Annotated in this window: 28 protein-coding genes; 22 read left to right on the top strand and 6 right to left on the bottom strand. The window is 72.9% G+C overall.

Annotated elements, in window-relative coordinates; genetic code table 11:
- Positions 1 to 100: 100 nt before the first annotated feature.
- The 6 genes from R2B67_RS13255 to R2B67_RS13230 all read left to right on the top strand — a co-directional run bounded on the left by R2B67_RS13255 (position 101) and on the right by R2B67_RS13230 (position 5308).
- The gene (locus tag R2B67_RS13255; RefSeq protein WP_317818073.1) at positions 101 to 1501 is read left to right on the top strand and encodes an ABC transporter substrate-binding protein; all 1401 of its coding nucleotides are present in this window, start codon (positions 101 to 103) and stop codon (positions 1499 to 1501) included.
- A 408-nt stretch (positions 1502 to 1909) separates the two neighbouring features.
- Complete coding sequence (locus R2B67_RS13250; protein WP_317818072.1) at positions 1910 to 2845, top strand: hypothetical protein; 936 nt, start codon at positions 1910 to 1912, stop codon at positions 2843 to 2845.
- Between the two features lie 50 nt (positions 2846 to 2895).
- A complete protein-coding gene (locus R2B67_RS13245; protein WP_237327510.1) occupies positions 2896 to 3168 on the top strand; it encodes a hypothetical protein in 273 nt (90 codons plus the stop codon).
- Positions 3165 to 3575, top strand: a complete 411-nt coding sequence (locus tag R2B67_RS13240) for a type II toxin-antitoxin system VapC family toxin (protein ID WP_317818070.1) — start codon at positions 3165 to 3167, stop codon at positions 3573 to 3575. Before R2B67_RS13245 ends, R2B67_RS13240 begins: the two co-directional genes overlap by 4 nt.
- Before the next feature lie 114 nt (positions 3576 to 3689).
- On the top strand, positions 3690 to 4040 hold the full coding sequence (locus R2B67_RS13235) for a YciI family protein (RefSeq protein ID WP_096630585.1): 351 nt from the start codon (positions 3690 to 3692) through the stop codon (positions 4038 to 4040).
- Between the two features lie 8 nt (positions 4041 to 4048).
- A complete protein-coding gene (locus R2B67_RS13230; protein WP_317818068.1) occupies positions 4049 to 5308 on the top strand; it encodes an RNA polymerase sigma factor in 1260 nt (419 codons plus the stop codon).
- 132 nt (positions 5309 to 5440) lie between these two features.
- Here the strand turns inward: R2B67_RS13230 and R2B67_RS13225 are convergent, their stop codons facing one another.
- On the bottom strand, positions 5441 to 5911 hold the full coding sequence (locus R2B67_RS13225) for a DUF5707 domain-containing protein (RefSeq protein ID WP_317818066.1): 471 nt from the start codon (positions 5909 to 5911) through the stop codon (positions 5441 to 5443).
- 101 nt (positions 5912 to 6012) lie between these two features.
- Entirely contained in the window at positions 6013 to 6423 is a 411-nt protein-coding gene (locus R2B67_RS13220) for a hypothetical protein (protein WP_317818065.1), read from the bottom strand.
- 423 nt (positions 6424 to 6846) lie between these two features.
- Between R2B67_RS13220 and R2B67_RS13215 the strand changes: the two genes are divergently transcribed.
- The 4 genes from R2B67_RS13215 to R2B67_RS13200 all read left to right on the top strand — a co-directional run bounded on the left by R2B67_RS13215 (position 6847) and on the right by R2B67_RS13200 (position 11552).
- Positions 6847 to 7716 carry a helix-turn-helix domain-containing protein gene (locus R2B67_RS13215; RefSeq protein WP_317818064.1) on the top strand — a complete coding sequence of 290 codons (870 nt, stop codon included), beginning with the start codon at positions 6847 to 6849 and terminating at the stop codon, positions 7714 to 7716.
- Positions 7691 to 8497 (top strand): SAM-dependent methyltransferase, encoded by an 807-nt coding sequence (locus R2B67_RS13210; protein ID WP_018510561.1) that lies wholly within the window; start codon positions 7691 to 7693, stop codon positions 8495 to 8497. The genes R2B67_RS13215 and R2B67_RS13210 overlap by 26 nt, the downstream gene beginning before the upstream one ends.
- Positions 8498 to 8573: 76 nt before the next feature.
- Positions 8574 to 10046 carry a PucR family transcriptional regulator gene (locus R2B67_RS13205; RefSeq protein ID WP_317818063.1) on the top strand — a complete coding sequence of 491 codons (1473 nt, stop codon included), beginning with the start codon at positions 8574 to 8576 and terminating at the stop codon, positions 10044 to 10046.
- A gap of 120 nt (positions 10047 to 10166) precedes the next feature.
- Positions 10167 to 11552, top strand: coding sequence for a M14 family metallopeptidase (locus tag R2B67_RS13200; protein WP_317818061.1), 1386 nt, complete (start codon positions 10167 to 10169; stop codon positions 11550 to 11552).
- Between the two features lie 69 nt (positions 11553 to 11621).
- Here R2B67_RS13200 and R2B67_RS13195 read toward each other — a convergent pair whose 3' ends face one another.
- Together R2B67_RS13195 and R2B67_RS13190 are read right to left on the bottom strand one after the other, a co-directional pair.
- Positions 11622 to 12032, bottom strand: a complete 411-nt coding sequence (locus R2B67_RS13195) for a PIN domain-containing protein (protein ID WP_030561842.1) — start codon at positions 12030 to 12032, stop codon at positions 11622 to 11624.
- A complete protein-coding gene (locus R2B67_RS13190) occupies positions 12029 to 12250 on the bottom strand; it encodes a type II toxin-antitoxin system VapB family antitoxin (protein ID WP_015610765.1) in 222 nt (73 codons plus the stop codon). Before R2B67_RS13190 ends, R2B67_RS13195 begins: the two co-directional genes overlap by 4 nt.
- 90 nt (positions 12251 to 12340) lie before the next feature.
- Between R2B67_RS13190 and glmS the strand changes: the two genes are divergently transcribed.
- From glmS to R2B67_RS13150, 8 genes are all read left to right on the top strand, one after another.
- A complete protein-coding gene (gene glmS / locus R2B67_RS13185) occupies positions 12341 to 14188 on the top strand; it encodes a glutamine--fructose-6-phosphate transaminase (isomerizing) (RefSeq protein WP_026241206.1) in 1848 nt (615 codons plus the stop codon).
- A 35-nt stretch (positions 14189 to 14223) separates the two neighbouring features.
- Positions 14224 to 14592 (top strand): holo-ACP synthase, encoded by a 369-nt coding sequence (locus R2B67_RS13180; RefSeq protein ID WP_026241205.1) that lies wholly within the window; start codon positions 14224 to 14226, stop codon positions 14590 to 14592.
- Between the two features lie 81 nt (positions 14593 to 14673).
- Positions 14674 to 16128 (top strand): NAD(P)H-hydrate dehydratase, encoded by a 1455-nt coding sequence (locus R2B67_RS13175; RefSeq protein WP_317818057.1) that lies wholly within the window; start codon positions 14674 to 14676, stop codon positions 16126 to 16128.
- A gap of 50 nt (positions 16129 to 16178) precedes the next feature.
- Positions 16179 to 16565, top strand: a complete 387-nt coding sequence (locus tag R2B67_RS13170; protein WP_317818055.1) for a DUF488 domain-containing protein — start codon at positions 16179 to 16181, stop codon at positions 16563 to 16565.
- A gap of 60 nt (positions 16566 to 16625) precedes the next feature.
- Complete coding sequence (gene alr / locus R2B67_RS13165; RefSeq protein WP_317818054.1) at positions 16626 to 17795, top strand: alanine racemase; 1170 nt, start codon at positions 16626 to 16628, stop codon at positions 17793 to 17795.
- The gene (locus tag R2B67_RS13160; RefSeq protein WP_381044898.1) at positions 17792 to 19039 is read left to right on the top strand and encodes an alpha/beta fold hydrolase; all 1248 of its coding nucleotides are present in this window, start codon (positions 17792 to 17794) and stop codon (positions 19037 to 19039) included. The genes alr and R2B67_RS13160 overlap by 4 nt, the downstream gene beginning before the upstream one ends.
- Entirely contained in the window at positions 19008 to 19553 is a 546-nt protein-coding gene (tsaE, locus tag R2B67_RS13155) for a tRNA (adenosine(37)-N6)-threonylcarbamoyltransferase complex ATPase subunit type 1 TsaE (RefSeq protein WP_018510552.1), read from the top strand. The genes R2B67_RS13160 and tsaE overlap by 32 nt, the downstream gene beginning before the upstream one ends.
- 142 nt (positions 19554 to 19695) lie before the next feature.
- Complete coding sequence (locus R2B67_RS13150) at positions 19696 to 19905, top strand: hypothetical protein (protein ID WP_317818052.1); 210 nt, start codon at positions 19696 to 19698, stop codon at positions 19903 to 19905.
- 21 nt (positions 19906 to 19926) lie between these two features.
- Here the strand turns inward: R2B67_RS13150 and R2B67_RS13145 are convergent, their stop codons facing one another.
- A complete protein-coding gene (locus R2B67_RS13145; protein WP_317818050.1) occupies positions 19927 to 20475 on the bottom strand; it encodes a hypothetical protein in 549 nt (182 codons plus the stop codon).
- A 217-nt stretch (positions 20476 to 20692) separates the two neighbouring features.
- On the opposite strand from R2B67_RS13145, the gene tsaB reads away from it, so the two are divergent.
- The 4 genes from tsaB to R2B67_RS13125 are packed head-to-tail and all read left to right on the top strand — an operon-like array spanning position 20693 to position 23233.
- Positions 20693 to 21340 (top strand): tRNA (adenosine(37)-N6)-threonylcarbamoyltransferase complex dimerization subunit type 1 TsaB, encoded by a 648-nt coding sequence (tsaB, locus tag R2B67_RS13140; protein WP_317824841.1) that lies wholly within the window; start codon positions 20693 to 20695, stop codon positions 21338 to 21340.
- Positions 21337 to 21852: a ribosomal protein S18-alanine N-acetyltransferase gene (gene rimI / locus R2B67_RS13135; protein ID WP_317818049.1), complete on the top strand. Its 516-nt coding sequence runs from the start codon at positions 21337 to 21339 to the stop codon at positions 21850 to 21852. Before tsaB ends, rimI begins: the two co-directional genes overlap by 4 nt.
- A complete protein-coding gene (gene tsaD / locus R2B67_RS13130) occupies positions 21852 to 22967 on the top strand; it encodes a tRNA (adenosine(37)-N6)-threonylcarbamoyltransferase complex transferase subunit TsaD (RefSeq protein ID WP_317818048.1) in 1116 nt (371 codons plus the stop codon). Before rimI ends, tsaD begins: the two co-directional genes overlap by 1 nt.
- Positions 22964 to 23233, top strand: a complete 270-nt coding sequence (locus R2B67_RS13125) for a hypothetical protein (protein WP_317818047.1) — start codon at positions 22964 to 22966, stop codon at positions 23231 to 23233. Before tsaD ends, R2B67_RS13125 begins: the two co-directional genes overlap by 4 nt.
- A 60-nt stretch (positions 23234 to 23293) precedes the next feature.
- Here the strand turns inward: R2B67_RS13125 and R2B67_RS13120 are convergent, their stop codons facing one another.
- Entirely contained in the window at positions 23294 to 23998 is a 705-nt protein-coding gene (locus R2B67_RS13120; protein ID WP_018510545.1) for a TetR/AcrR family transcriptional regulator, read from the bottom strand.
- Between the last annotated feature and the right edge of the window lie 9 nt (positions 23999 to 24007).

Genomic DNA, 24007 nt, shown 5'->3' with positions numbered 1-24007 from the left:
CAGCGGTTGTCAGCTGCCGCAGACGGGAGCCGGGGCCGGGGACGAAAGACCGATCGTCATCGGAACGGCCAGCCGTCTGACAAGCCTCGACCCCGCCGGGGTGTACGACAACGGTTCCTGGGCGGTCTTCAGCAACATTTACCAGGGCCTCCTCAGCTTCGGCCCGGGATCACCGGTCCCGAAGCCGGACGCGGCCGAGTCCTGCGCATTCACCAGCGCCTCCCTCACCGCCTATCGATGCAAAGTGCGGGGCGACCTCACGTTCTCCAGCGGGAATCCCCTCACAGCGGCGGCGGTGAAGCGGTCGTTCGACCGCATTCTGCGCATCCGCGACCCGCTGGGGCCCGCGCCCCTGTTCGCCAACCTCGTCTCCGTGGAGGCCCGGGGCCCCTTCGTGACGTTCCACCTCGCGACCGGCGACGCCACCTGGCCGTCGAAGATCGCCACGGGGGCGGGTTCGATCGTCGACCCGGCGGAGTTCCCGGCGAACCGGCTGCGGGAGGAGCAGAGCGCCTCGGGGTCGGGCCCCTACGTCCTGGCGTCCTACGAGGAGGGGAAGTCCCTCACCCTCGAACCGAACACCGCGTACAGAGGAGCCGTGACCACGGAGGGAGTCACGGTCGAGGTCCGCTATTTCGAGACCTCGCAGGAGGTCGAAGAGGCGTGGAACGCCCGAACGGTCGACATCGCCTACGCGGGACTTCCGGCCGCCACCCTCGCGGGGATCGGCCCCGGCGACGAGGACGTACGCCTTTCCGTCGGGGACAGCGCTGAGGCGCACTATCTCGTGCTGAACCTGAACTCTCCGCGCAAGCCTTTAGGGAATGTCGCGGCCCGCAGAGCCGTCGCCGCCCTCCTCGACCGGGGACATCTGGCGGGCGAGGTCTTCAAGCACACGGTGACACCGCTGTATTCGCTCGTTCCGCAAGGCGTCGCCGGACACAGCACGGCATTCTTCGACCGCTATCCGGAGGCGGACCCCGCCTATGCGGCGCAGCGCCTGCGATCCGCCGGAATCTCCACTCCGGTACGCATCAAACTGGGCCACCAGCCCGGTATCGCCGCCGTCGAGGCGCGTGAGCTGAAGCAGCAGTTCGAGAAGGACGGACTGTTCCGGGTCGACCTGGTCGAGGAACGCGACTTCACCACCTACCAGAAGCGCTGTCTGAAAGGCGAGTTCGATATCCACCTCTACCAATGGGTGCCGGACTTCCCCGACGCGGACACCTTCGTCCAGCCGCTGGTGGGCACCGGGAACGTCCTCGCCAACGGCTACGCATCGGCCGAGGTCGACGATGTCATCAGGGACACCCAGCGGTTCACCGACCGGGGCCGGGCCATGAAGCAGTTCCGGGCGATCCAGGACACCGTCGCGAGGGACGCCCCGCTGATCCCGGTCTGGCACCGGCAGCGCCAAGTGGTGACGCGCTCGGCGGTCCTGGGCGGCCATCGCCTCGCGGAGGACGCGGTCTGGCGTCTGTGGGAGCTTCGCTGGCTCTGAGGTCTGAGGTCTGAGGTACGAGGACGGTGGGCGGTCGGAGGTTCGGCGGGTCCACCGGGTCGTGGCAGTCGCGACCCGGTGGACCGTGACGTGGGTGGCCGCGACGAGGTGGACCGCGTCGTGGCCGGCTGCGACGTAAAGGCTTTTAATTACTTGCTTTTGATTACTGGGGAAATAACCCAACCCAACCCTGACGGCCGTCGGCTACCCCTGGACGCGCGAGAGCGCGCGCATACGCGCGAGGGGCGTCGTCACTCACACGGGTGAACTGTGCCAACCGGGCTGGATTTTGTCCCTGTTGGCGGGCATATGCTCACGCTGACCACAACCGCAGACATGAGACGGCCCCCGGCCGGGACTGGCATCCCGACCGAAGGCCTGACCACCGAGGAAGACAGAGACTTCCCAATGGGTACCCAGCAGGTTAGCGCGCCCCTGCGCGCCCCGTCCTCCGGCATCGTCCACATCAACATCCGCCTCACCGACGGCTACTCGATCATCTCCAACCGCCTCTCCCAGCACCGTGACCTGTCCCTGCTGGCGATCGGCCTCGGCACCCACATCCAGTCGCTGCCCGCCGGGAAGCGCATCGGCATCAAGGTGCTCGCCGAGATCTTCCCGGAGAGCGAGGCGGCCATCGCGGCCGGCCTGCGCGAGCTGGAGCAGCACGGATTCCTGCGCCGCACCCGGGAGCGCGTGCGGGGCGGCCGGGTGGCCACGCGCACGGAGTCGTACAACCACCCGGAGGCGGCGGCCCGGCGGGCGGACCCGGCTCCCGTACGAGAGCCTGAGGCCGAGCCGGAACGGGAGCCTGAGGCCGAACCCGTACCGGAGCCTGAGGCCGAACCCGTACCGGAGCCTGAGCCTGAACCCGTACCGGAGGAACCCGCCCCCGCGTCCCGGCTCGTGCCGCCGCCCACCGCGCCCAGGCCGCCACGCCCACCGCTGCCCGGTCCGTGCCGTCCCACCGAGGCGCTGTACGCGGCGGCGGCCGACCTGCTGGCCGGGCTGCGGCGTACGGCGCCTGTCTTCGTCCTGTCCGAGGAGGACGTGCGGCGGCTCGTTCCCGGCGTCGCGGCCTGGCTGGAGCGGGGGATGCGGCCCGATGCCGTACGGGAGGCGCTCACCGACGACCCGCCCGTACCGCTCCGGCACCCGGCGAAGCTGCTGCGCCACCGCCTGATCACGCTTTTCCCGCCGCCGCTCTCCGTCGCGGCGCCGGTCGTCCCCCTCCAGAACTGCGACGACTGCGACCGGGCGTTCCGGTCACCGGTGGCGGGGGTGTGCCGGGGGTGCGGCGAGGCCCGTACGGACGGTGGCGAGCCGTTTCGCCTGAGCGCGTGAGGGCGCCGTTGTCCTGTCCGCGAGGGGTTGCACGGCTCTACACTGCTGGGGTGACCGCTGCGCGCGACTACGAAGACATGCACCACCTCGTGGACCGGCTCTCGCCCCGCCAGGTGCGGCGTTTGCGGCTGCTGGTGACCCAGGACGAGGAACTGGCTCAGGTAGTCGAAGCAGTCTCTTCCGAGCAGCCCTCCGAGGAAGAGTCGGTGCCGGAGGGGCTGATCGCGCTGATCGGCAGCATCCAGGGCCCGGCGGACCTTGCGGAGCGGCACGACGACTACCTTCGCGAGCGCATGGAGCGGCGCTTCGGGAACGCCGAGTGATCACCACGGTCCTCGACACCGGCCCGCTGGCTGCGGCTCTCAACGCGGGCGACCGGCGTCACGCCGAATGCGGCAGGTTCCTGGCCACCCTCACCGGCCGCCGGCTGCTGCCCAGCCCCGTTCTCACCGAGGTCTGCTGGCTCCTGGAGCGTTGGCCCAAGGTGGAGGCCGCATTTCTGGAGGAGGTCCGACGCGGCACCTTTGAACTGGTGCACCTCACTGCCGCCGATCTGGCGCGCATGAGCGAGCTGGTTCTGCAGTACGCGGACTTCCCTCTCGGAGCGGTCGACGCGTCGGTGATCGCAGTGGCTGAGCGGCATGGCGTGGAGCGGGTCGCGACCCTCGATCGTCGTCACTTCACGGTGGTCAAGCCCAGGCATGTGTCCGCGTTGACGCTCCTTCCCTGAGGCTCGAAAGAAAAATTCGGGCGGCGTGTCGATCGGGGGCCGTCCCGTTCGTCGTCATCGTGTAAGGCGGCCCGCACCCGGCGGGCGCTCCACACAGGTGACAGGAGTCGGACCATGAAGTACATGCTGCTGATCCACAGCGGGGCCGTCGACGAGCAGGGCGGGGCGCCGCAGTGCACCGTCGAGGACTGGATGGCCTACGACAAGGACGTACGCGACGCGGGCATCCTCGTCTCCGGCGAGTCGCTGGCCGATCTGGTGACAGCGACCACCGTGCGGGTCTCGCCGACCGGGGAGCGGACCGTGACGGACGGGCCGTTCGCGGAGACGCGGGAGCTGCTGGGCGGGTTCCTCGTGATCGACGTGCCGGACCTCGACGCCGCCCTCGACTGGGCGGCCCGCTGTCCCGGTGCGCGCGACGGCGGCTCGGTCGTCGTCCGGCCGGTCGCGGACTTCGGGGGCTGAGAGCGGTGGTGGGTGAGGAGCCGGAGGAGGCTCGGGCAGCCGTCGAGGCGGTGTTCCGGGAGGAGCGGGGGCTGCTGCTCGCCTCCCTCGTACGCCGGTTCGGGGATCTCGACCTGGCCGAGGAGGTGACGTCCGAGGCGATCGAGGCGGCCCTGCGCCACTGGCCGGCCGAGGGCGTTCCCGCCCGGCCCGGGGCGTGGCTGCTGACGACCGCGCGGCGCAAGGCGGTGGACCGGTTGCGGCGCGACCAGGCGTACGCCGCGCGGCTCGCCGTCCTCCAGGCCGACGCGGAGCGGGACGAGGCCGCCCCCGCCCCGACGGAGATCGGTGAACTGCCGGATGAGCGGCTTCAGTTGTTCTTCACCTGCGCTCATCCCGCCCTCGCCGCCGAGGACCGTACCGCCCTCACCCTGCGCTGCCTCGCCGGGCTCACCACCCCCGAGGTGGCGCGGGCCTTCCTCGTGCCGACGGCGACCATGGCCCAGCGGATCGTGCGGGCGAAGAAGAAGATCCGCGAGGCCCGGATCCCGTTCCGGGTGCCCGGGCCCGACGAGCTGCCGGAGCGGCTGCCCGGGGTGCTCCAGGTCGTCTACTCGGTCTTCACGGAGGGGTACGCAGCCAGCTCCGGCCCCCGTCTCCAGCGGCTCGACCTGGCCGAGGAGGCGGTCCGGCTGGCCCGGATACTGCACCGTCTGCTCCCCGGTGAGAGGGAGAGCGCCGGGCTCCTCGCCCTTCTGCTCCTCGTCCACGCCAGGCGCGGCGCGCGGACCGGCCCGGCGGGGGAGCCGGTGCTCCTGGAGGACCAGGACCGGGGGCTCTGGGACCGGTCGATGATCGAGGAGGGGCGGGCCCTGGTGGTGCGGGCGCTGACCGGGGGGCCGGCCGGGCCGTACGGGGTGCAGGCCGCCGTCGCCGCCCTGCACGACGAGGCGGCGGACGTGGGGTCCACGGACTGGGCGCAGATCGTGGCCCTGTACGACGTGCTGCTCACCCTGACCCCGTCCCCCGTGGTCGCGGTGAACCGCGCCGTGGCGGTCGCGATGCGCGACGGGCCGGGTGCGGGGCTGGCGCTGCTGGACGCGTTGGGCGGTGAGCCCCGGCTGCGGGCGTACGGGCCGTACGCGGTGGCGCGGGGCGATCTGCTGAGCCGCCTGGGGCGGGCCGGGGAGGCGGCCGCGGCCTACCGGGAGGCGCTGGAGCTGGCGGGCACCGAGCCGGAGAGAGCGGCGCTGCGGCGGAAGCTGGGGGAGGGGCGCGAGGGCGGATGACGCTCCCGCACCTCCCGCCTGGGGCGCTTCACGTCGAGTCGGCGGGGTTCGCCGTGGAGGTGACCGCCGGCCCCGAGTCGCGCAGGCCGTGAACTCGGCCTCCGACCGTGGCCCCAGCCCCTGACCGTGGCCTCAGCCCTTGACCGTGAACCCGGCCGCCTTCGGGGCGAACGTCGTGCCGCCGTCCTCCGCCGAGGCCAGGACACCCACGTGCCACGCGCCGTTCGGGGATTCGGCCGCCTCGGCGCTCGTCACCTTCACCGTGTACGTGCAGAGCGCGGCCTTGTCCCCCGAGGACCCCGACGGCTCGCAGGCGGCCGACTCCACGTGCGCCATGTCGTCCGCGTCCGGGGCGGGCGTCATGCTCGCGGGCCAGGCCAGCACCTTCAGGTGTCGGACCCCGGAGTCGTCCGACACCTCGGCGGTGAAGGTGAGCGAGCCGTCCTTGTCCGCGGTCGGTGCGACGTACGCGACGGAAGCCTTCGTCACCTCGGGCCCGGTGCTCCCGCTGCCCCCGGTCTCCCCGGCGAAGGCGTAGGCGCCCGCTCCCGCCAGCAGGGCGGCAGCCGCAAGGGCGGAGATGGTGACGGCACGCTGGGACATGTGAGCTCCTCGGTGAAGTGATGGCCGGTCAGGTCATCGGTTGATCGCTGCGCCGTGTCCATGGTGGAGCGACCGGAGGGCCCGAGCGTGAGTGCGCGTACTCACTCCTCGTACTCAGGGGCGTACGACAGCTCCAGGGAGACGGGCTCGGTCTGCTGGTCGGAGGCGGTCACGTGGGTGGTGTGGCGGGTGAGGCGCAGGCCCATCGCGGCGAGCTCGCCCGGCTCGTGGAGGGCGCAGAGCAGGGCCGCCGCCGCCGGGAGGGTGAGGGGGGTGGTGGGGCTGTGGCCGAGGGCGGCGGCGGTGTCGGGGGCGGTGAGGGCGGCCCGTTGGGCGTGGTCGAGGACCTTGCCGGGGTCGTCGACGACGAGTTCCTCGACCTGGATGCGCCGGGTGCGGACGCGGAGGTCCAGGGGGCGCCGGGGGAGCTGCCTCGGTGGGGCGAGGGCGGGGGCAGAGGCGGGGGCGGCGGAGGGGCGAGGGTCCGGGTGCGTCAGGTTCGGGCGGTTCATGAGGCGGGCTCCAGAGTGCGGGCGTACGGGACCGTCGAGTTCGGGGCGGTGGAGAGGCCGGGGAGGCAGGGGCCGGGGAGGCCCGGCCGGGCCCGGGGGCGCTCGGGGGCGAGGAAGGAGGCGGCGGGCGGGGAGGGCGCCGGTCGTTCAACTGCGGTCCCGTGGAAAGGTGGTGATGGCGCGGCGGGCGAGGAGGTGGCTGATCCGGGGTGCGCGGGCGTGTGGTCGATCGAGGATCGAGGTGGCCAAAAAGTGCTCCGCGAGGGGTGCGAGAGGCGGTGACAACGCTCCGCCGCGTCGTGGTCGGTGGGGACAGACATACTCACCATGGGAGCGGCGCGCGATCGTCGCAAGGTGCGCTGTGTGCACTGCGCGCAGGCTGCGTGAACTGTCGGATGTCGGGCCGGAGCGGAAGGACGAGCGGTGGCACGTGAAAGGTCGGGCCGGACAGCACAGCACCTGGTCCTGGTGGCGCGGCTGCGGCACCTGCGGGAAGGGGCGGGCCTGTCCGTACCCCAGGCCGCCAAGCTGCTCGGCTGGCACCCGTCGACGCTGCGGAGGCTGGAGCAGGCGCAGACCTCCCTGGACGTGGGGCAGGTGTCCGCGCTGCTCGACCGGTACGGGGCGGGCGCGTCCGAGACCGACGACATCATGGGCCGGCTCAACGCGGCCAACATGCCCGGCTGGTGGCATCCGTGGCGCGATGCGATGGACCCCTGGCTCATGGACCTGATGAGCGTGGAGTCCGCCGCGAGCATCGTGCGCACCTGGGACCCGGCGCTCGTACCGCTGCTGCTGCGGACCCCGGCGTACGCCATGGCCGTGGACGCCGCCCTGCGGCCCGGGCTGGACCCCGCGGTCCGGCGGCGGCGCGCGGATCTGCTGGTGATGCGTCAGCGGCGGCTGCGTGAGCAGCAGGCGCGGGTGTGGGCGGTGCTGCCGGTCACCGCGCTGCGCTGCCGGGTCGGCGACGGCGAGGTGATGCGTGAACAGCTCGCAGCGCTCCGGGAGGCGGCGGAGCGGCGGGATGTGATGGTGCAGCTCCATGCCGAGGACGCGCCGCCCCACCCGCTGACCGGAGTGCCGGCTTTGAGTCAGTACCGCGTGGAGATCCGGGAGATCGCGGATCACGTGGTGCGTGAGGGCGGGCTGCCGGGAACGGCGGAGGTGTGGGACAGCGGCCCGCCCGTACAGGAATATCAAGCGATGCTGGACGTGTCGTGCGTGATGGCGATGCGTCCGGACCGAACGAGGGAGGTTCTGCAGGATGAGTACGACCGGGAACGGGGCTGAACTGCCCGCGCAGATCGACACGAGCGTCGCGCACTCCGCGCGCGTGTGGAACTACTGGCTCGGCGGGAAGGACAACTTCCCGGCGGACCGGGCCGCGGGCGACGCCTACCGGGAGAAGTACCCGCTGATCGAGACGTTCGCGAAGGAGTCGCGTGACTTCCTGCGCCGTACGGTGACCTACCTCGCCCGGGACGCCGGGATCAGGCAGTTCCTGGACGTCGGCGCGGGCCTGCCGACGGCGAACAACACCCACGAGGTCGCGCAGCGGATAGCCCCGGACGCGAAGATCGTCTACGTCGACCACGACCCGCTGGTGCTGCTGCACGTCCACGCGCTGCTGACCAGCAGCGCCGAGGGCGCGACCGCGTACGTGGAGGCGGACATGCGGGACACGGAGGCGGTCCTGGAGGGCGCGGCGAAGACCCTGGACCTGAACGAGCCCGTCGCCCTCGTCATCTCCGACGTGCTGGGGCACATCGTGGACTGGGACGACGCGCTGTCGCTGGTACGGCGGCTGGTGGCGCGGCTGCCCTCGGGCAGCTATCTGTCCCTGTCCCACTCGACCGCCTCGGACGAGGCCCACCGGGCGGTCCAGGACGAGTACAACAGCAGCGGGGCGATCCCGTACATCTTCCGCGAGCCGGAGACCACCATCGCGTTCTTCGACGGGCTGGAGATGGTGGAGCCGGGGATGGTGTCCTGGCCGAACTGGCGGCCCGACGCGAACACCGGCACCACCACCGGCCGGGCCGGGTGGGGAGCCGTCGCCCGCATTCCCTGACCGTGCCCGCCATCGCCGCGCCGCGCACCCGGACCGCAGGTGCGCGGCGCGCGTTCGTACGCCGAGGGGGCGCGGTATGAGCACCACCCACACGACCGGACCCGACACCGCAGGCCCGGGGGACTCCTCCCGTACGGTCCGGGAGGCGATGGCGGACCGGCTGCTGCGGGCCGCGACGCGGTCCGGTGCGCAGCTGGTCAGCGAGGCCGCCGTCCTCGTCCAGGGGGCGGCGGTGCTGGCCGACCCGATCGCCGGGGCCGTCTACAGCACGCCCGCCACCGCGGCGGCCGACGGCGTCCACGCCGCGGCCCATCCGCAGGACCACCCGCACCATGTGCAGCGCCCAGCGGCCGGAGCCGTGCTCGTCCTGCACCCGGCACCCACCATGACCGCCGAACACGTCGGGCTCGTCGCCACCACCACGGCGGCCCTCCTGGAGGTACGCGGGCAGCGCGCCGCCGAACTGCGCGCCGAGCAGATGCGGCTCCACAGCACCCTGCTCCGGCTGCTGCTGGCCGGGCACACCACCTCCGTCACCGACACCGTGCGGGCCGGCGGACTCACGCATGTCACGCTCTACCGGCTGACCGGCCCCGACATCCCCACCGCCCACCAGGTCCTCTGGCGGGCCGTCCGCCCGTCCCTGGCCGGACACGGCGGCGCCTGCGCCCTGATCGGCGAGGTGGACGGCGAGCTCCTGGTCGCCGAGCTCCACCACGGCAGCGACGACGGGCGGGTCCTGCGCCTGGTCTCCCGGGTGAGCGAACGCCACGACCTCCTGGCGGGCCTGGCCGGACCGCTGCCCCTGGCCGAGACGCCCACCGCCCACGCCGACGCGGCGGCGGCCCGGCACAGCGCCACCCCCGCCCACCGCATCGTCCCCGCCGACGCCGTCGGCACCCCGCAGCTCGCCCGCCTGCTCCCCCCTGGCCCGTACACCGCGTGGGCACGATCCGTGCTGAGCCCGCTGACCCCGGACCACCGCCACCTGCTCCTGGTCCGGCTCCGCACCGGCAGCGCCCCCCGTGCCGCCACCGCGCTCGGGCTCTCGCCCGGCACGGTCCGCACCCGGCTCCGGGGCGTGGCCGCCCTCCTGGACGCGGACCTGGACAACATCACCGTGCAGGCGCACCTGCTGCTGGCGCTCCGCGCGCCGACGCGGGGCGACGGGCAGGGCCGGGGCCACGACCAGGAACGGAAGAGCGACCGCCAAGCCCGGCCGGAGACGCCGCCCAGCGGGATCCTGGACACCGAAGCGGCCCGCACCTGGGCCGTCGGCCTGGTCGGTGGGCTCGAACCCCACCTCCGGATCGCGCTCGCCTGCTGGCTGCGCCACCACGCCAGAACCGCCCCCGCCGCGACCGAACTGCACGTCCACCGGACCACTTTGACGGCCTGGCTCACCCGGTGCGCCGAGCGCCTCGGGCAGAACCTCGCCGATGCCGCCGTCCGAGCCGAACTGCACCTGGCCCTGGAGGCCACCGCGAAGGACGGGGACGACCCACGGGCTCTGCCTCGCCGTGGCGGCCGTACGTACCGCCGTCTCTGAACACCGGAGCCGCGCGGAAGTGGCCAGAAACTACACCTTGACCCGCTCATGACATAGCTCCATCCTGTGCCCGTCGCACAGCTCCACCCCCCACCCCGACGGACTCAGGAGACTGCCAGCATGCGACTCGCCAACACACGGAAATCCCGCTCGGCGAAAGCCAGAACGAAGGCCGGCGCGACCAGGACGAAGGCCAGGCGGAACGCCACCCTCGCCGTCCTGCTCGCCCTCGGCCTCGCCGCTCCGGCATCCGCCGTGGCCACCGCCGAGACCTCCGCCCGGAAGCCGGTCGTCGCGACGGCCGAGCGGCCGGTCCAGTACGAGATCACCGGGCGCACCACCCCGGCCGTCCGCACCGAGATCCTCCGCGCGGGCGTCACCATCGACGAGGTCCACGACCACGGCATCGTGATCAGCGCCAGCACCGCCCAGGCCAAGCAGCTCCGGGCCAAGGGCCACCTCCTGGAGGCGCTGCCCGCGCCCGACGCCCATGCGCACGGGGCGGAGGGCGTCGGCGCACTCGACTTCCCGCCGGCCGACTCCCGCTACCACAACTACGCCGAGATGACCGCGGCCATCGACGCCCGGATCGCCGCCAACCCCTCGATCATGAGCAAGCGCGTCATCGGGAAGACCTACCAGGGCCGCGACATCGTCGCGATCAAGATCAGCGACAACGTGGGCACCGACGAGGCCGAGCCCGAGGTCCTGTTCACCGCCCACCAGCACGCCCGCGAGCACCTGACCGTCGAGATGTCGCTCTACCTGCTCCGCGAGTTCGCCACGGGGTACGGGAGCGACTCCCGGATCACCCAGGCGGTCAACGGCCGCGAGCTGTGGATCATCCCGGACATGAACCCCGACGGCGGCGAGTACGACATCGCCACCGGCTCGTACCGCAGCTGGCGCAAGAACCGGCAGCCCAACTCCGGCTCCAGTGCGGTCGGCACCGACCTCAACCGCAACTGGGCCTTCAAGTGGGGCTGCTGCGGCGGCTCCTCCTCCAGCCCGTCCTCGGACACGTACCGCGGTACGGGCCCCGAGTCCGCACCCGAGACGAAGGTCGTGGCGGACTTCGTGCGCAGCCGGGTGGTCGGCGGGAAGCAGCAGATCAAGGCGGCCATCGACTTCCACACGTACAGCGAGCTGGTGCTCTGGCCGTTCGGCTACACGTACAACGACACGGCCCCCGGCCTGACCGCCGACGACCGCAACGCGTTCGCCACGGTGGGCCGCAAGATGGCGGCGAGCAACGGCTACACCGCCGAGCAGTCCAGCGACCTCTACATCACGGACGGCTCGATCGACGACTGGCTGTGGGGCTCGCAGAAGATCTTCGGCTACACCTTCGAGATGTTCCCGCGCTCGGCCTCGGGCGGCGGCTTCTACCCGCCCGACGAGGTCATCGAGCGCGAGACCTCCCGCAACCGGGACGCGGTGCTGCAACTGATCGAGAACGCGGACTGCATGTACCGCTCGATCGGCAAGGAGGCGCAGTACTGCTAGTGACGAGGATTCTCGTCACGGCCTGAACCTGCTCCGGTGCGGGGCCCCGTACGGGCCCGCACCGGAGTGTCAGGCCACGTCGTGCACGCTGTGTTCGCCGAGGTCCGGGGCGTGCCGGGCGACCGTGCGGTAGTCGAGGTCGTCATGGAGAACCGTCAGGCCGTGATGGGCCGCCGTGGCGGCGATGACGAGATCCACGGCGGAAGCGCTCCGGTGCTGCCCGGCGCGTGCCATGCGGTGCTGGACCGAGGTGATCCAGCGCCCGGCGCTCTTCGGTACGGAGACGTCCGGGTAGAGGTCGGTGAACATCTCGACGATCTCGTCGTACTCGCGTGCGTCGCGGGCGCCGTACAGGAACTCCGCTCGCTGCGGATAGCAGGAGGCGACCGTTCCGGCCTCGATCGCATCGGACCACGCCGACTGCAAGGTGGTGTCGGAGAGCAGCCGTACGAGGCCCGAGGTGTCGAGCAGGTAGATCACTGACCGTCCTTCTCCGCCCGGTGCCGCCGCTCGGCGTCCTCGACCGCGCCCCAGTTGCGCGCGCGCTCGAAGTGACGGCTGATCCGCGCCGCGCGCTCCTGCTGCTCCGCGTAGAAGCGGAGGGCGAGGTTGACGGTCTCCTTCTTCGTCCGGGCCTTGGAGAGAGCCATCGCCCGCTCCAGAGCTTCATCGTCTATGTCGATCTGGGTCACCGACATGTCCGGCCGCCCTTCGTGTGGGTCATGTACAAAGAATTGTATGCCACCAACATTCCTCGCGCGAGCCGCTTCCGGCCTTAAGGTGCCGCTATGTGCGGAATCGTGGGTTATGTCGGTGGTCAGTCGGCGCAGGACGTCGTCGTCGCGGGACTCAAGCGCCTCGAATACCGGGGCTACGACTCGGCGGGTGTCGCCGTGCTCGCGGACGGCGGGCTCGCCGCCGCGAAGAAGGCGGGAAAGCTCGTCAATCTGGAGAAGGAGCTGGGGGACCGGCCGCTGCCGGCCGGGCGGACCGGGATCGGGCATACGCGGTGGGCCACGCACGGGGCGCCCAACGATGTGAACGCCCACCCCCACCTGGACAACGCGGGCCGGGTCGCCGTCGTCCACAACGGGATCATCGAGAACTTCGCGGCCCTGCGGCGCGAGCTGACCGGGCGCGGGCACGCGCTCGGGTCGGAGACGGACACCGAGGTCGTCGCGCATCTGCTGGCCGAGGCGTTCTCGGCGGGCGGGGACCTCGCGGACGCCATGCGGCAGGTGTGCCGGCGGCTGGAGGGGGCCTTCACCCTGGTCGCCGTGCATGCGGATCAGCCGGACGTCGTCGTCGGGGCCCGGCGCAACTCGCCGCTCGTGGTGGGGGTCGGGCAGGACGAGTGGTTCCTCGCCTCCGACGTCGCCGCCTTCATCGCGCACACCCGGTCCGCCATCGAGCTCGGCCAGGACCAGGTCGTCGAGCTGAGCCGTGAGGGCGTCACCGTCACCGGGTTCGACGGGGACCTCGCGGAGGTGCGCGAGTACCACGTCGACTGGGACGCCTCCGCCGCCGAGAAGGGCGGCTACGCCTCCTTCATGCTCAAGGAGATCGCCGACCAGCCCCAGGCCGTCGCCGACACCCTCCTCGGCCGGATCGACGGCGAGGGGTCACTGAGCCTCGACGAGGTGCGCATCCCCGACGCCGAACTCCGCGAGGTCGACAAGGTCGTCATCGTCGCCTGCGGGACCGCCTTCCACGCCGGGATGATCGCCAAGTACGCCATCGAGCACTGGACCCGGCTGCCCTGCGAGACCGAGCTCGCCAGCGAGTTCCGCTACCGCGACCCGATCCTCGACCAGCGCACCCTCGTCATCGCCATCTCCCAGTCCGGCGAGACCATGGACACCCTGATGGCGCTCCGGCACGCCCGAGAGCAGGGCGCGAAGGTCCTCGCCATCTGCAACACCAACGGCTCCACGATTCCCCGTGAGTCCGATGCCGTCCTCTACACCCACGCCGGGCCCGAGGTCGCCGTCGCCTCCACCAAGGCCTTCCTCACCCAGCTCGTCGCCTGCTACCTCGTCGCCCTGTACCTGGGCCAGTTGCGGGGCACCAAGTGGGGTGACGAGATCCGTACGGTGGTGCGCCAGCTCTCCGCGATCTCCGGCGAGGTCGAACGCGTACTGGAGACCATGGAGCCCGTCCGCGCACTGGCCCGCTCCCTCGCCCACCACGACACCGTCCTCTTCCTCGGGCGCCACGTCGGCTACCCGGTCGCCCTCGAAGGCGCGCTCAAGCTCAAGGAACTCGCCTACATGCACGCGGAAGGGTTCGCGGCCGGGGAGCTCAAGCACGGGCCCATCGCGCTCATCGAGGAAGGGCTGCCGGTCGTCGTCATCGTGCCCTCGCCGCGCGGGCGTTCCGTCCTCCACGACAAGATCGTCTCCAACATCCAGGAGATCCGGGCCCGGGGCGCACTCACGATCGTCGTCGCCGAGGAGGGCGACGAGGCCGTCGTCCCGTACGCCGACCACCTCATCACCGTCCCCGCAACGCCTACGCTGCTTCAGCCGCTGGTCGCCACCGTGCCGCTCCAGGTCTTCGCCTGCGAGCTGGCGACGGCCCGTGGCAACGAAGTGGACCAGCCGCGCAATCTGGCGAAGTCCGTGACCGTGGAGTGAGCGAGTGAGCAAGTGAGCGAACGAGGGTGGGGGCCGTGATCATTGGGGTCGGGATCGACGTGGCCGAGATCGAGCGGTTCGGCGCCGCGCTGGAGCGTACGCCCCAGTTGGCCGACCGGCTCTTCGTCGAGAGCGAGCTGACGCTGCCGAGCGGCGAGCGGCGCGGCATCGCCTCGCTCGCCGCCCGGTTCGCCGCGAAGGAGGCCCTGGCCAAGGCCCTCGGCGCGCCGGGCGGGCTGCTCTGGAGCGACGCGGAGGTCTGGGTGGAGGCCAGCGGGCAGCCCCGGCTGCGGGTGAGCGGCACGGTGGCCGCCCGCGCCGCCGAACTGGGCGTGCGCGGCTGGCACGTCTCGCTCAGCCATGACGCGGGGGTGGCTTCGGCCGTCGTGATCGCGGAGGGGTGAGCCGTGGTGATCGCGGAGGGGTGAACCGCCTCCGGCCGTCGGGGGTGGCGTTCGTCCCCGTGATCGCCCAGGGTTGGTCCCATGCGACGTGCCTACAGCGTGGAGACCGTACGGGCCGCCGAGGCCGCCCTCCTGAAGCGGGTGCCCGAAGGTGCCCTGATGCAGCGCGCCGCCGCCGGCCTCGCCGCCGCCTGCGCGGATCTGCTGCGGCGCACCGGCCGGGTGTACGGGTCCCGGGTCCTGCTCCTGGTCGGCGGCGGCGACAACGGGGGCGACGCCCTGTACGCGGGCGCACGCCTCGCCCGGCGGGGCGCCGGAGTGCGCGCCCTCCTCGTCTCGCCCGACCGGGCGCACGCCGGCGGCCTCGCCGCGTTCCTGGCCGCCGGGGGGCGCGTGGCCGACGGACCCGACGGGCTGGGGGGCCTGGACCTCGTCGTGGACGGCATCACCGGGATCGGCGGGCGCGGCGGGCTCCGCGAGGACGCCCTCGCCCTGCTGCGGGCGGTGACCCGGGCCCACGGCCGTACCCCCGTCATCGCCGTCGACCTGCCCAGCGGCGTCGAGGCCGACAGCGGGGAGGTGCACGGCGAGGCCGTCCGCGCCGACGCGACCGTCACCTTCGGCACGTACAAGCCGGGCCACCTGATCGACCCGGCCGCCGAACACGCGGGCGCCCTGCGGCTGGTGGACATCGGGCTCGGGCCGGAGCTGCCGGAGCCGCCGGACCTGGAGGCGCTCCAGTACGCGGACGTGGCGGCGCTGCTGCCGGTCCCGGGGGGCGAGAGCGACAAGTACAGCCGGGGTGTCGTCGGCGTCGTCGCCGGGTCCGAGCGCTACCCGGGCGCGGCCGTCCTCGCCGTCTCGGGCGCCCTGCACGGCGGGGCGGGGGCGGTGCGATACGTCGGACCCGGCACGGACGCCGTGATCGCCCGCTTCCCGGAGACCCTGGTGCACGCCGGGCCGCCGTCGAAGGCCGGACGCGTCCAGGCCTGGGTGATCGGACCGGGGCTCGGGGACGGGCGGTGGGCCGAGGAGGCCGTCGCCGACGTGCTCGGCGCCGACGTCCCCGTACTGGTCGACGCGGACGGGCTGCGGCTCCTGGAGCCCGAGACCGTACGGACCCGGACCGCCGCCACCGTCCTGACCCCGCACGCCGGGGAGGCCGCCGCCCTGCTCGGCGTGGCGCGCGAGGAGGTGGAGGCCGGGCGGCTCGCCGCCGTACGCGAGCTGGCCGCCCGCTACCGCGCCACCGTGCTCCTCAAGGGGTCCACGACCCTGGTCGCTGAGGCCCGCGACACCCCCGTACGGGTCAACCCGACCGGGACCGGCTGGCTCGCCACGGCGGGCAGCGGCGATGTGCTCTCCGGGCTGACCGGGTCCCTGCTCGCGGCCGGACTCGCCCCGCGCGACGCCGCGTCCGTCGGTGCCTACCTGCACGGACTGGCCGCCCGGCACGGCTCCGACGGCGCCCCGGTCTCCGCGCAGGACGTCGCGCACGGCATCCCGGCGGCCTGGCGCGACGTGCGGGCGGGGTGAGCGGGGGAGAGGGTGGAAGCTCCGAAGGCCCCGGCGGAAAGGCTCCGATCGTGAGCGGCAGCGACCCCGTACGCGTACGCAGGGTCTACGACCCGCCCGAGGACGGCGACGGCACCCGCGTCCTCGTCGACCGGCTCTGGCCGCGCGGCGTCTCCAAGGAGCGTGCCGCGATCGACGTGTGGCTGAAGGACATCACCCCGTCGGACGAGCTGCGCTCCTGGTACCACCAGGACCGCTCCGGCGCCCGCCACGACACCTTCGTCGACCGTTACCGCACCGAACTGGACGACCCGGCCCACACCGAGGCCGTCGACCGGCTGGCGGGGATCGTGCGCGCGGGCGGTCCCGTCACGCTGATCACCGCCGTGAAGGACGTCGCCGACAGCCATGTGCCCGTCCTGGTCGACCACCTCCAGCATGTGATGAAACGTACATAGGTGTGGATACCGGCGTGCACTGCCCGGGAGGTGGCGGGCGCCTCTGAGAGACTGGGCGCGATGAACGAGACAGCGTCCCTGAGAGCCCGTGCCGAGATCGACCTCGCCGCGCTGCGCGCCAATGTGCGCGCCCTGCGCGAGCGGGCGTCCGGTGCGCAGCTCATGGCCGTGGTGAAGTCCGACGGGTACGGGCACGGCGCCGTGCCCTGCGCCCGGGCCGCCCGCGAGGCCGGGGCGACCTGGCTCGGCACCGCGACCCCGCACGAGGCGCTCGCCCTGCGGGCCGCCGGGCTCGACGGCCGGATCATGTGCTGGCTCTGGACGCCGGGCGGGCCCTGGCGCGAGGCCATCGAAGCGGACATCGACGTCTCGGTCAGCGCGATGTGGGCGCTGCGCGAGATCGTCGCGGCCGCCACCGCCGCCGACCGCCCGGCCCGCGTCCAGCTCAAGGCCGACACCGGCCTCGGCCGGGGCGGCTGTCAGCCCGCCGACTGGCCCGAACTCGTCGCCGAGGCCCGCGCCGCCGAGCGGACCGGCGCCATCCGGATCACCGGCCTCTGGTCCCACTTCGCCTGCGCCGACGAGCCCGGCCACCCCGCCAACGCCGCCCAGCTCGCCGTGTTCCGGGACATGGTCGCGTACGCCGAGAAGGAGGGCGTCGAGCCGGAGGTGCGCCACCTGGCCAACTCCCCGGCCACGCTGACCCTCCCCGAGGCCCACTTCGACCTCGTACGGACCGGCATCGCGATGTACGGCGTCTCGCCCGCCCCCGAGCTGGGCACCCCCGCCGAGCTGGGACTGCGCCCGGTGATGACGCTCGCCGCCGCCGTCGCCCTGGTCAAGGACGTCCCGGCCGGGCACGGCGTCAGCTACGGCCACCACTACGCCACCCCCGCCGAGACCACGCTCGGCCTCATCCCCGTCGGGTACGCGGACGGCATCCCGCGCCACGCGTCGGGGCGCGGACCCGTCCTGGTCGCCGGCACGGTCCGTACGGCGGCGGGCCGCGTCGCCATGGACCAGTTCGTCGTCGACCTCGGCGGCGACCGGCCCGAAGCGGGCGCGGAGGCCGTGCTGTTCGGACCGGGCGACCGGGGTGAGCCGGGCGTCGAGGACTGGGCGGTGGCGGCCGACACGATCGGGTACGAGATCGTCACCCGGATCGGCAGCCGGGTACCGAGGGTGTACGTGAACGAGACGGCAGAACCGAGCGGGGGCACGGGACCGTGAGCGAGAGCAGCGCGGGGGCGGCGGCGGGAGAGGTCATGGCGGTGGCCGCCGCGACGGCGCCCGGATGGCGCCGGGCGGGCGTCGCCGGGGCCGCGATAGGAGTGCTCGCCGCCGGTGCGGCGGCCGGGGTCGCCGTCGAGCGGCTCACCGTCGGGCGCGGGATGCGCAAGAAGGCCCGCCTCGCGCTGGACGCGACCGGGCCCTACGGCTCGCTGCGCGGGACACCGGGCCGGGCCGTCGCCGACGACGGGACCGAGCTGTACTACGAGGTCGACGAGGTCGAGCCCGCGCAGCCGGAGGACAGGACCGGCTCCGAGGGCAACCGCCGCCGCCGGCTCTTCGGGCGCAAGGCTCCCGCCCCCGTCACCGTCGTCTTCAGTCATGGCTACTGCCTCGGCCAGGACTCCTGGCACTTCCAGCGCGCCGCCCTGCGCGGCCTCGTCCGCGCCGTCTACTGGGACCAGCGCAGCCACGGCCGCTCCGAGCGCGGGCGCGCCCAGGCGGACGGCGTGGCCGTCGGCATCGACCAGCTCGGCCGCGACCTCAAGGCCGTCATCGACGCGGCGGCCCCCGAGGGGCGCATCGTGCTCGTCGGCCACTCCATGGGCGGCATGACGATGATGGCGCTGGCCGACCAGTACCCGGCCCTCATCCGCGACCGGGTCGCCGCCGTGGCGTTCGTCGGCACCTCCAGCGGCAAGCTCGGCGAGGTCAACTTCGGGCTGCCGGTGGCGGGCGTGCGGGCGGTGCGCCGGGTGCTGCCGGGGGTGCTGCGGGCGCTGGGGACGCAGGCGGAGCTGGTGGAGAAGGGGCGCCGGGCAACCGCCGACCTCTTCGCCGGGCTGATCAAGCGGTACTCGTTCAGCTCGCGGGACGTGGACCCGGCGGTCGCCCGGTTCGCGGAGCGGCTGATCGAGTCGACCCCGATCGACGTGGTCGCCGAGTTCTACCCGGCCTTCACCGAGCACGACAAGAGCGGCGCGCTGCCCGCCTTCCGGGACGTGCCCGTGCTGATCCTGGCCGGGGAGAAGGACCTCGTCACCCCCAGCTCGCACAGCGAGGCCATCGCGGACGTCCTGCCGGAGGCCGAGCTGATCCTGGTGCCGGACGCCGGGCACCTGGTGATGCTGGAGCACCCGGAGACGGTCACCGACCGGCTGGCCGACCTGCTGGTACGCGGCGGGGCGGTGGCTGCCGCTAACGTTGGCGAGCATGGAAGCACCGCACAGCAGCCCGGCCGCTGAGACCGTTCCGGGCGCCCCCACGGACCTCCCCGAGGCCGTCACCGTGACCCTCACCGTCGAGTCGCCCGAGCAGATGCAGGACCTCGGCCGCCGCCTCGCCCGCGTCCTGGCCCCCGGCGACCTGGTCATGCTCACGGGCGAGCTGGGCGCAGGCAAGACGACGCTCACCCGGGGGCTCGGCGAGGGCCTCGGCGTGCGCGGCGCGGTCACCTCGCCCACCTTCGTCATCGCCCGCGTCCACCCCTCCCTGGTCGAAGGGCCCGCCCTGGTCCACGTCGACGCGTACCGCCTGGGCGGCGGGCTCGACGAGATGGAGGACCTGGACCTCGACGTGTCGCTGCCGGAGTCGGTGGTGGTCGTGGAGTGGGGCGACGGCAAGGTGGAGGACCTCTCCGAGGACCGGCTGCGCGTGCTCATCGACCGCGCGACCGGCGACACGGACGACGAGCGGCGCGAGGTGACCCTGGTGGGCATCGGCCCGCGCTGGGCGGGGCTGCCGGAGGACCTGGCGTAGCCGGGGCGTGACGCGGAGGTCGCCTTCCCGACGGGCTGTCGGTAAATTGTTGCGCGAGGGACCGTGGTCGTGGTCACATGGGTACGAGACCTGGTTAGGTCTACCTAACCACGACCTCCACCGGAGCCCCCAGGAGGCATCCATGCCGACGCCCGAGCGTGCGGAGCAGCCGCGGCAGCAGCCGACGCCGTCCGCCCTGTCCATGAAGGACCTGCTGGCCGCGAGCGCGGCGGCCACCGCGGTCTCCACCCCACCGAGCGATCCGGACGCGGCCGACGGTGGCGAGGACGGGGCCGGGGCCGGGGCCGGGGAGAGCGTGCCTGACCGGGCTGTCCGCCGCCGGGCCGCGTAGGAACGCGCCGCGCCCCACGGGCTACGGGACGACGACCACCTTGGCGCCGACCGTCGCGAAGGTCCACATCGCGTTGCCGTCCGCCCGCTTCATTCGTACGCCGCCGGTCTTCGACTGCGGGTCCGGGGCCTGCATCGACCCGTCCTGCGCCGCGCTGAAGCCCACCGCGACCTCGCCGACGTTGGCGAAGCGCACCACGTGCTCGATCGGGACGCCGTCCGAGCCCTGGACCGTGCCCGAGCGCGAGGTGACCTGGTAGACGCCGGGCGGCGGGCTCACGGGGCTCGGCATCACCGTGAACGTACGGAGCGCCTTCCCGTTGCCTTCCACCAGCCACACCCGCCGGTCCTTCAGCGCGTAGACGACGCGCTCACCGGTGTCCGAGTCGGCCGGGACCGCGAGGGCGTCCTTCGTGGGCTTCGGCTTCGCGGTGGGCTGAGCGGAGGCGGAGGCCGAGGCCTTCGGGGTGGCCGAGGAGGAGGACGCCACCGATTCCGGTGCGTTCGCCGATGCCTGGTAGGCGAGGACGGCGACCACGACGACCGCCGCCGCAGTGAGCCCGGCCACCATTCCCGAGCTTCCCCTTGACACCGTGAACTCCCCTTTCGGCGGCCGTCCGCCGCATGTCGTACCAACGTTGCCGTACAAGCGTTGTCGTACAAGCGTTTACGTCGTACCCGTGGATACCCGGTGACGGTAGCAGCAGCGGACGGGCGGGCCGGGACGCCGTACGGACGCCGTACCGCCGTCGGCGGAGCCGTAGGCTGTTTGCGTGCTCTTGCTCGCCATGGATACCGCCACGCCCGCCGTCACCGTCGCCCTGCACGACGGTGCGTCCGTCATCGCCTCCTCCGGCCAGGTCGACGCCCGCAGGCACGGTGAACTGCTGCTGCCCGCCGTCGACCGGGTCCTCGCCGAGGCCGGGGTGAAAATCGACGCCGTGACGGGCGTGGTCGTGGGCGTCGGCCCCGGCCCCTACACCGGGCTGCGGGTCGGCCTGGTCACCGCCGCCACCTTCGGCTCCGCGCTCGCCGTCCCCGTACACGGGATCTGCACGCTGGACGGACTGGCGTACGCCGCCGGGCAGGACGGCCTCGAAGGGCCCTTCGCCGTGGCGACGGACGCGCGCCGCAAGGAGGTGTACTGGGCGAAATACGAGGACGCCCGCACCCGTACGGGTGACCCCGCCGTCGACCGGCCCGCCGACATCGCCGAGGCACTCGCCGGGCTCCCGGTGGTCGGCCAGGGCGCGGTGCTCTACCCGGAGGCCTTCCCGGACGCGCGCGGTCCCGAGCACGTGGCCGCCGGGGCGCTCGCCGCGCTCGCCGCCGAACGGCTCGCCGCCGGGCAGGAGCTGCTGGAGCCCCAGCCGCTCTATCTGCGCCGGCCCGACGCACAGGTCCCGAAGAACTACAAGGTGGTCACCCCGAAGTGAGCGCCACCACCGCCGTACTGCGCGAGATGCGCTGGTGGGACATTGCCCCGGTGCTGGAGCTCGAACACGCGCTGTTCCCGGACGACGCCTGGTCGCCCGGCATGTTCTGGTCCGAGCTGGCGCACGCCCGCGGCCCCGGCGCCACCCGCCACTACGTCGTCGCCGAGGACCCGGCCACCGGCAGGATCACCGGCTACGCCGGGCTCGCCGCCCTCGGCGACCTCTCCGACGTCCAGACCATCGCGGTCAGCCGCGACGCCTGGGGCACCGGCCTCGGCTCCGAACTCCTCGCCGACCTGCTGAAGGCCGCCACCGCCTTCGAGTGCGCCACCGTGCTCCTCGAAGTCCGGGTCGACAACACGCGGGCGCAGAAGCTGTACGAGCGCTTCGGCTTCGAGCCGATCGGCTTCCGGCGCGGTTACTACCAGCCGGGGAACATCGACGCGCTCGTCATGCGCCTCACCATGCACGAACACGTAGCGGAAAACGCACAAGAGACCGGGACTGAATGATGGCTGCCGACGAACCCCTCGTACTCGGCATCGAGACCTCCTGCGACGAGACCGGCGTCGGCATCGTGCGCGGGACGACCCTGCTCGCGGACGCCGTCGCCTCCAGCGTCGACACCCACGCCCGCTTCGGCGGCGTCGTCCCGGAGATCGCCTCCCGCGCCCACCTGGAGGCGATGGTCCCCACCATCGAGCGCGCCCTCAAGGAGGCCGGGGTCAGCGCCCGCGACCTCGACGGGATCGCCGTCACCTCCGGCCCCGGCCTCGCGGGCGCGCTGCTGGTCGGCGTCTCGGCCGCGAAGGCGTACGCGTACGCCCTGAACAAGCCGCTCTACGGGGTCAACCACCTCGCCTCGCACATCTGCGTCGACCAGCTGGAGCACGGCCCGCTGCCCGAGCCGACCATGGCGCTCCTGGTCAGCGGCGGCCACTCCTCGCTCCTGCTCGCCCCCGACATCACCGCCGACGTCCGCCCCCTCGGCGCGACCATCGACGACGCGGCCGGCGAGGCGTTCGACAAGATCGCCCGGGTGCTGAACCTCGGCTTCCCCGGCGGCCCGGTCATCGACCGCCTCGCGAAGGAGGGCGACCCGAAGTCCATCGCGTTCCCTCGCGGTCTGACCGGCCCGCGCGACGCCCCGTACGACTTCTCCTTCTCCGGCCTGAAGACCTCGGTCGCCCGCTGGATCGAGGCGAAGCGCGCGGCGGGCGAGGAGGTGCCGGTACGGGATGTGGCGGCGTCCTTCCAGGAGGCCGTGGTGGACGTGCTCACGCGAAAGGCGGTGCGCGCCTGCAAGGACGAGGGCGTCGACCACCTGATGATCGGCGGCGGGGTGGCGGCCAACTCCCGGCTCCGCGCGCTGGCGCAGGAGCGGTGCGAGCGGGCGGGCATCCGGCTGCGGGTGCCGCGGCCGAAGCTCTGCACGGACAACGGCGCGATGGTCGCGGCGCTCGGCGCGGAGATGGTCGCCCGCAACCGGCGCCCCTCCGACCTGGAGCTCTCGGCGGACTCGTCGCTGCCGGTGACGGAGCCGCACGTGCCGGGGAAGCACCAGCACGCGCATGACCACGACCACGACCACGTGCACGAGATCAGCAAGGACAACCTGTACTCATGAGCGCCGCGACCGTCGTCCTGATGTGGGAGGCGCGCGCCGTGGAGGGCCGCGGCGGCGAGCTCCTGGAGTGGGCCCGCGCCCGGGCCGCCGAGCTGTCGCGCGAGCCGGCCCGCCGCGAACTGCTGCGCGCCCCGCAGGACCGGGTGCTGGTCATGACGTGGTGGGAGCATGCGTCGTACGCCGACGACCTCCCCGAACTCCCCGAGCCCGACGCCGCCCTGATCACCCGGCCGGTGCACCGGTGGCGGTTCGAGGCGGTGGGATGAGGGCCGCGAGGGGGGCCTTCAGCGGCGTCTTTACGAGGCCCGTCAGCTTTACGAGGCCCGTCAGCCCCGCGCCCCTCGGCTGATCAGCCCCTCCACGATCGCGTCCAGTTCGGCGGCGGTCTCGTAGTCGGCGGCGTACTCCCGCCAGTGCTCCTTCACCTCGGTGAGCCGGGGCAGCTCCAGCGCGTCCTTCTCCGTGATCATCTCCGGGAAGAACTCCCGGCGCGAGGGCTGCTCCGCCCGGCGGGCCGCCGCCCTGCGGAAGACCAGGTCGCCGTAGACGTAACTCCAGATCGTCCGGTACGCCCGCACCGAGCGGGCGGGGGAGAGGCCGCAGGCCAGGGCGCAGTCGATGATCTCCTCGACCATCCACAGCGCGTTGCGGTCGGTCAGCTCGCCGAGCGCCAGGATGTCCAGCACCCAGGGGATGCGGCCGATGATGTCGTGCATGTGCACGGCCACCGCCACCAGCCGCTCGCGCGGGTCCTCGGGCAGCTCGGGGCGCGGGAAGGCGGCCGCGGTGCCGGAGAGGGTGAGCATCAGCAGCTCGTCCTTGTCCTGCACGTAGTGGTAGAGCGCCATCGGCGTGGAGCCCAGCTCCTTCGCCACCCGCCGCATGGACAGCGCGTCCACGCCCTCCTCCTCGACGATGCGGCGCGCGGTGGCGACCATCACGTCCGGGTCCAGCCTGCGGGGGCGGCCCACGGGTTTCTTCTTCTGCCCGGTCTTCCGGCTCTGCTTCTCGGTCTTCTCGCTGCCTGGCACCCGGGCATT

Origin of the sequence: Streptomyces cyaneofuscatus (assembly GCF_033109485.1) — a bacterium.
Classification (GTDB): Bacteria; Actinomycetota; Actinomycetes; order Streptomycetales; family Streptomycetaceae; genus Streptomyces; species Streptomyces cyaneofuscatus.
This window is presented reverse-complemented; position numbering and strand designations above follow the sequence as displayed.

Excerpts from the sequence above, each read along its gene's own strand:
- R2B67_RS13250 (WP_317818072.1), top strand. The coding sequence starts at position 1,910 with ATGGGTACCCAGCAGGTTAGCGCGCCCCTGCGCGCCCCGTCCTCCGGC.
- R2B67_RS13235 (WP_096630585.1), top strand. The coding sequence starts at position 3,690 with ATGAAGTACATGCTGCTGATCCACAGCGGGGCCGTCGACGAGCAGGGC.
- R2B67_RS13225 (WP_317818066.1), bottom strand. The coding sequence starts at position 5,911 with ATGTCCCAGCGTGCCGTCACCATCTCCGCCCTTGCGGCTGCCGCCCTG.
- R2B67_RS13220 (WP_317818065.1), bottom strand. The coding sequence starts at position 6,423 with ATGAACCGCCCGAACCTGACGCACCCGGACCCTCGCCCCTCCGCCGCC.
- R2B67_RS13210 (WP_018510561.1), top strand. The coding sequence starts at position 7,691 with ATGAGTACGACCGGGAACGGGGCTGAACTGCCCGCGCAGATCGACACG.
- R2B67_RS13205 (WP_317818063.1), top strand. The coding sequence starts at position 8,574 with ATGAGCACCACCCACACGACCGGACCCGACACCGCAGGCCCGGGGGAC.
- R2B67_RS13200 (WP_317818061.1), top strand. The coding sequence starts at position 10,167 with ATGCGACTCGCCAACACACGGAAATCCCGCTCGGCGAAAGCCAGAACG.
- R2B67_RS13190 (WP_015610765.1), bottom strand. The coding sequence starts at position 12,250 with ATGTCGGTGACCCAGATCGACATAGACGATGAAGCTCTGGAGCGGGCG.
- glmS (WP_026241206.1), top strand. The coding sequence starts at position 12,341 with ATGTGCGGAATCGTGGGTTATGTCGGTGGTCAGTCGGCGCAGGACGTC.
- R2B67_RS13175 (WP_317818057.1), top strand. The coding sequence starts at position 14,674 with ATGCGACGTGCCTACAGCGTGGAGACCGTACGGGCCGCCGAGGCCGCC.
- alr (WP_317818054.1), top strand. The coding sequence starts at position 16,626 with ATGAACGAGACAGCGTCCCTGAGAGCCCGTGCCGAGATCGACCTCGCC.
- tsaE (WP_018510552.1), top strand. The coding sequence starts at position 19,008 with ATGGAAGCACCGCACAGCAGCCCGGCCGCTGAGACCGTTCCGGGCGCC.
- R2B67_RS13150 (WP_317818052.1), top strand. The coding sequence starts at position 19,696 with ATGCCGACGCCCGAGCGTGCGGAGCAGCCGCGGCAGCAGCCGACGCCG.
- R2B67_RS13145 (WP_317818050.1), bottom strand. The coding sequence starts at position 20,475 with ATGGTGGCCGGGCTCACTGCGGCGGCGGTCGTCGTGGTCGCCGTCCTC.
- tsaB (WP_317824841.1), top strand. The coding sequence starts at position 20,693 with ATGGATACCGCCACGCCCGCCGTCACCGTCGCCCTGCACGACGGTGCG.
- tsaD (WP_317818048.1), top strand. The coding sequence starts at position 21,852 with ATGGCTGCCGACGAACCCCTCGTACTCGGCATCGAGACCTCCTGCGAC.
- R2B67_RS13125 (WP_317818047.1), top strand. The coding sequence starts at position 22,964 with ATGAGCGCCGCGACCGTCGTCCTGATGTGGGAGGCGCGCGCCGTGGAG.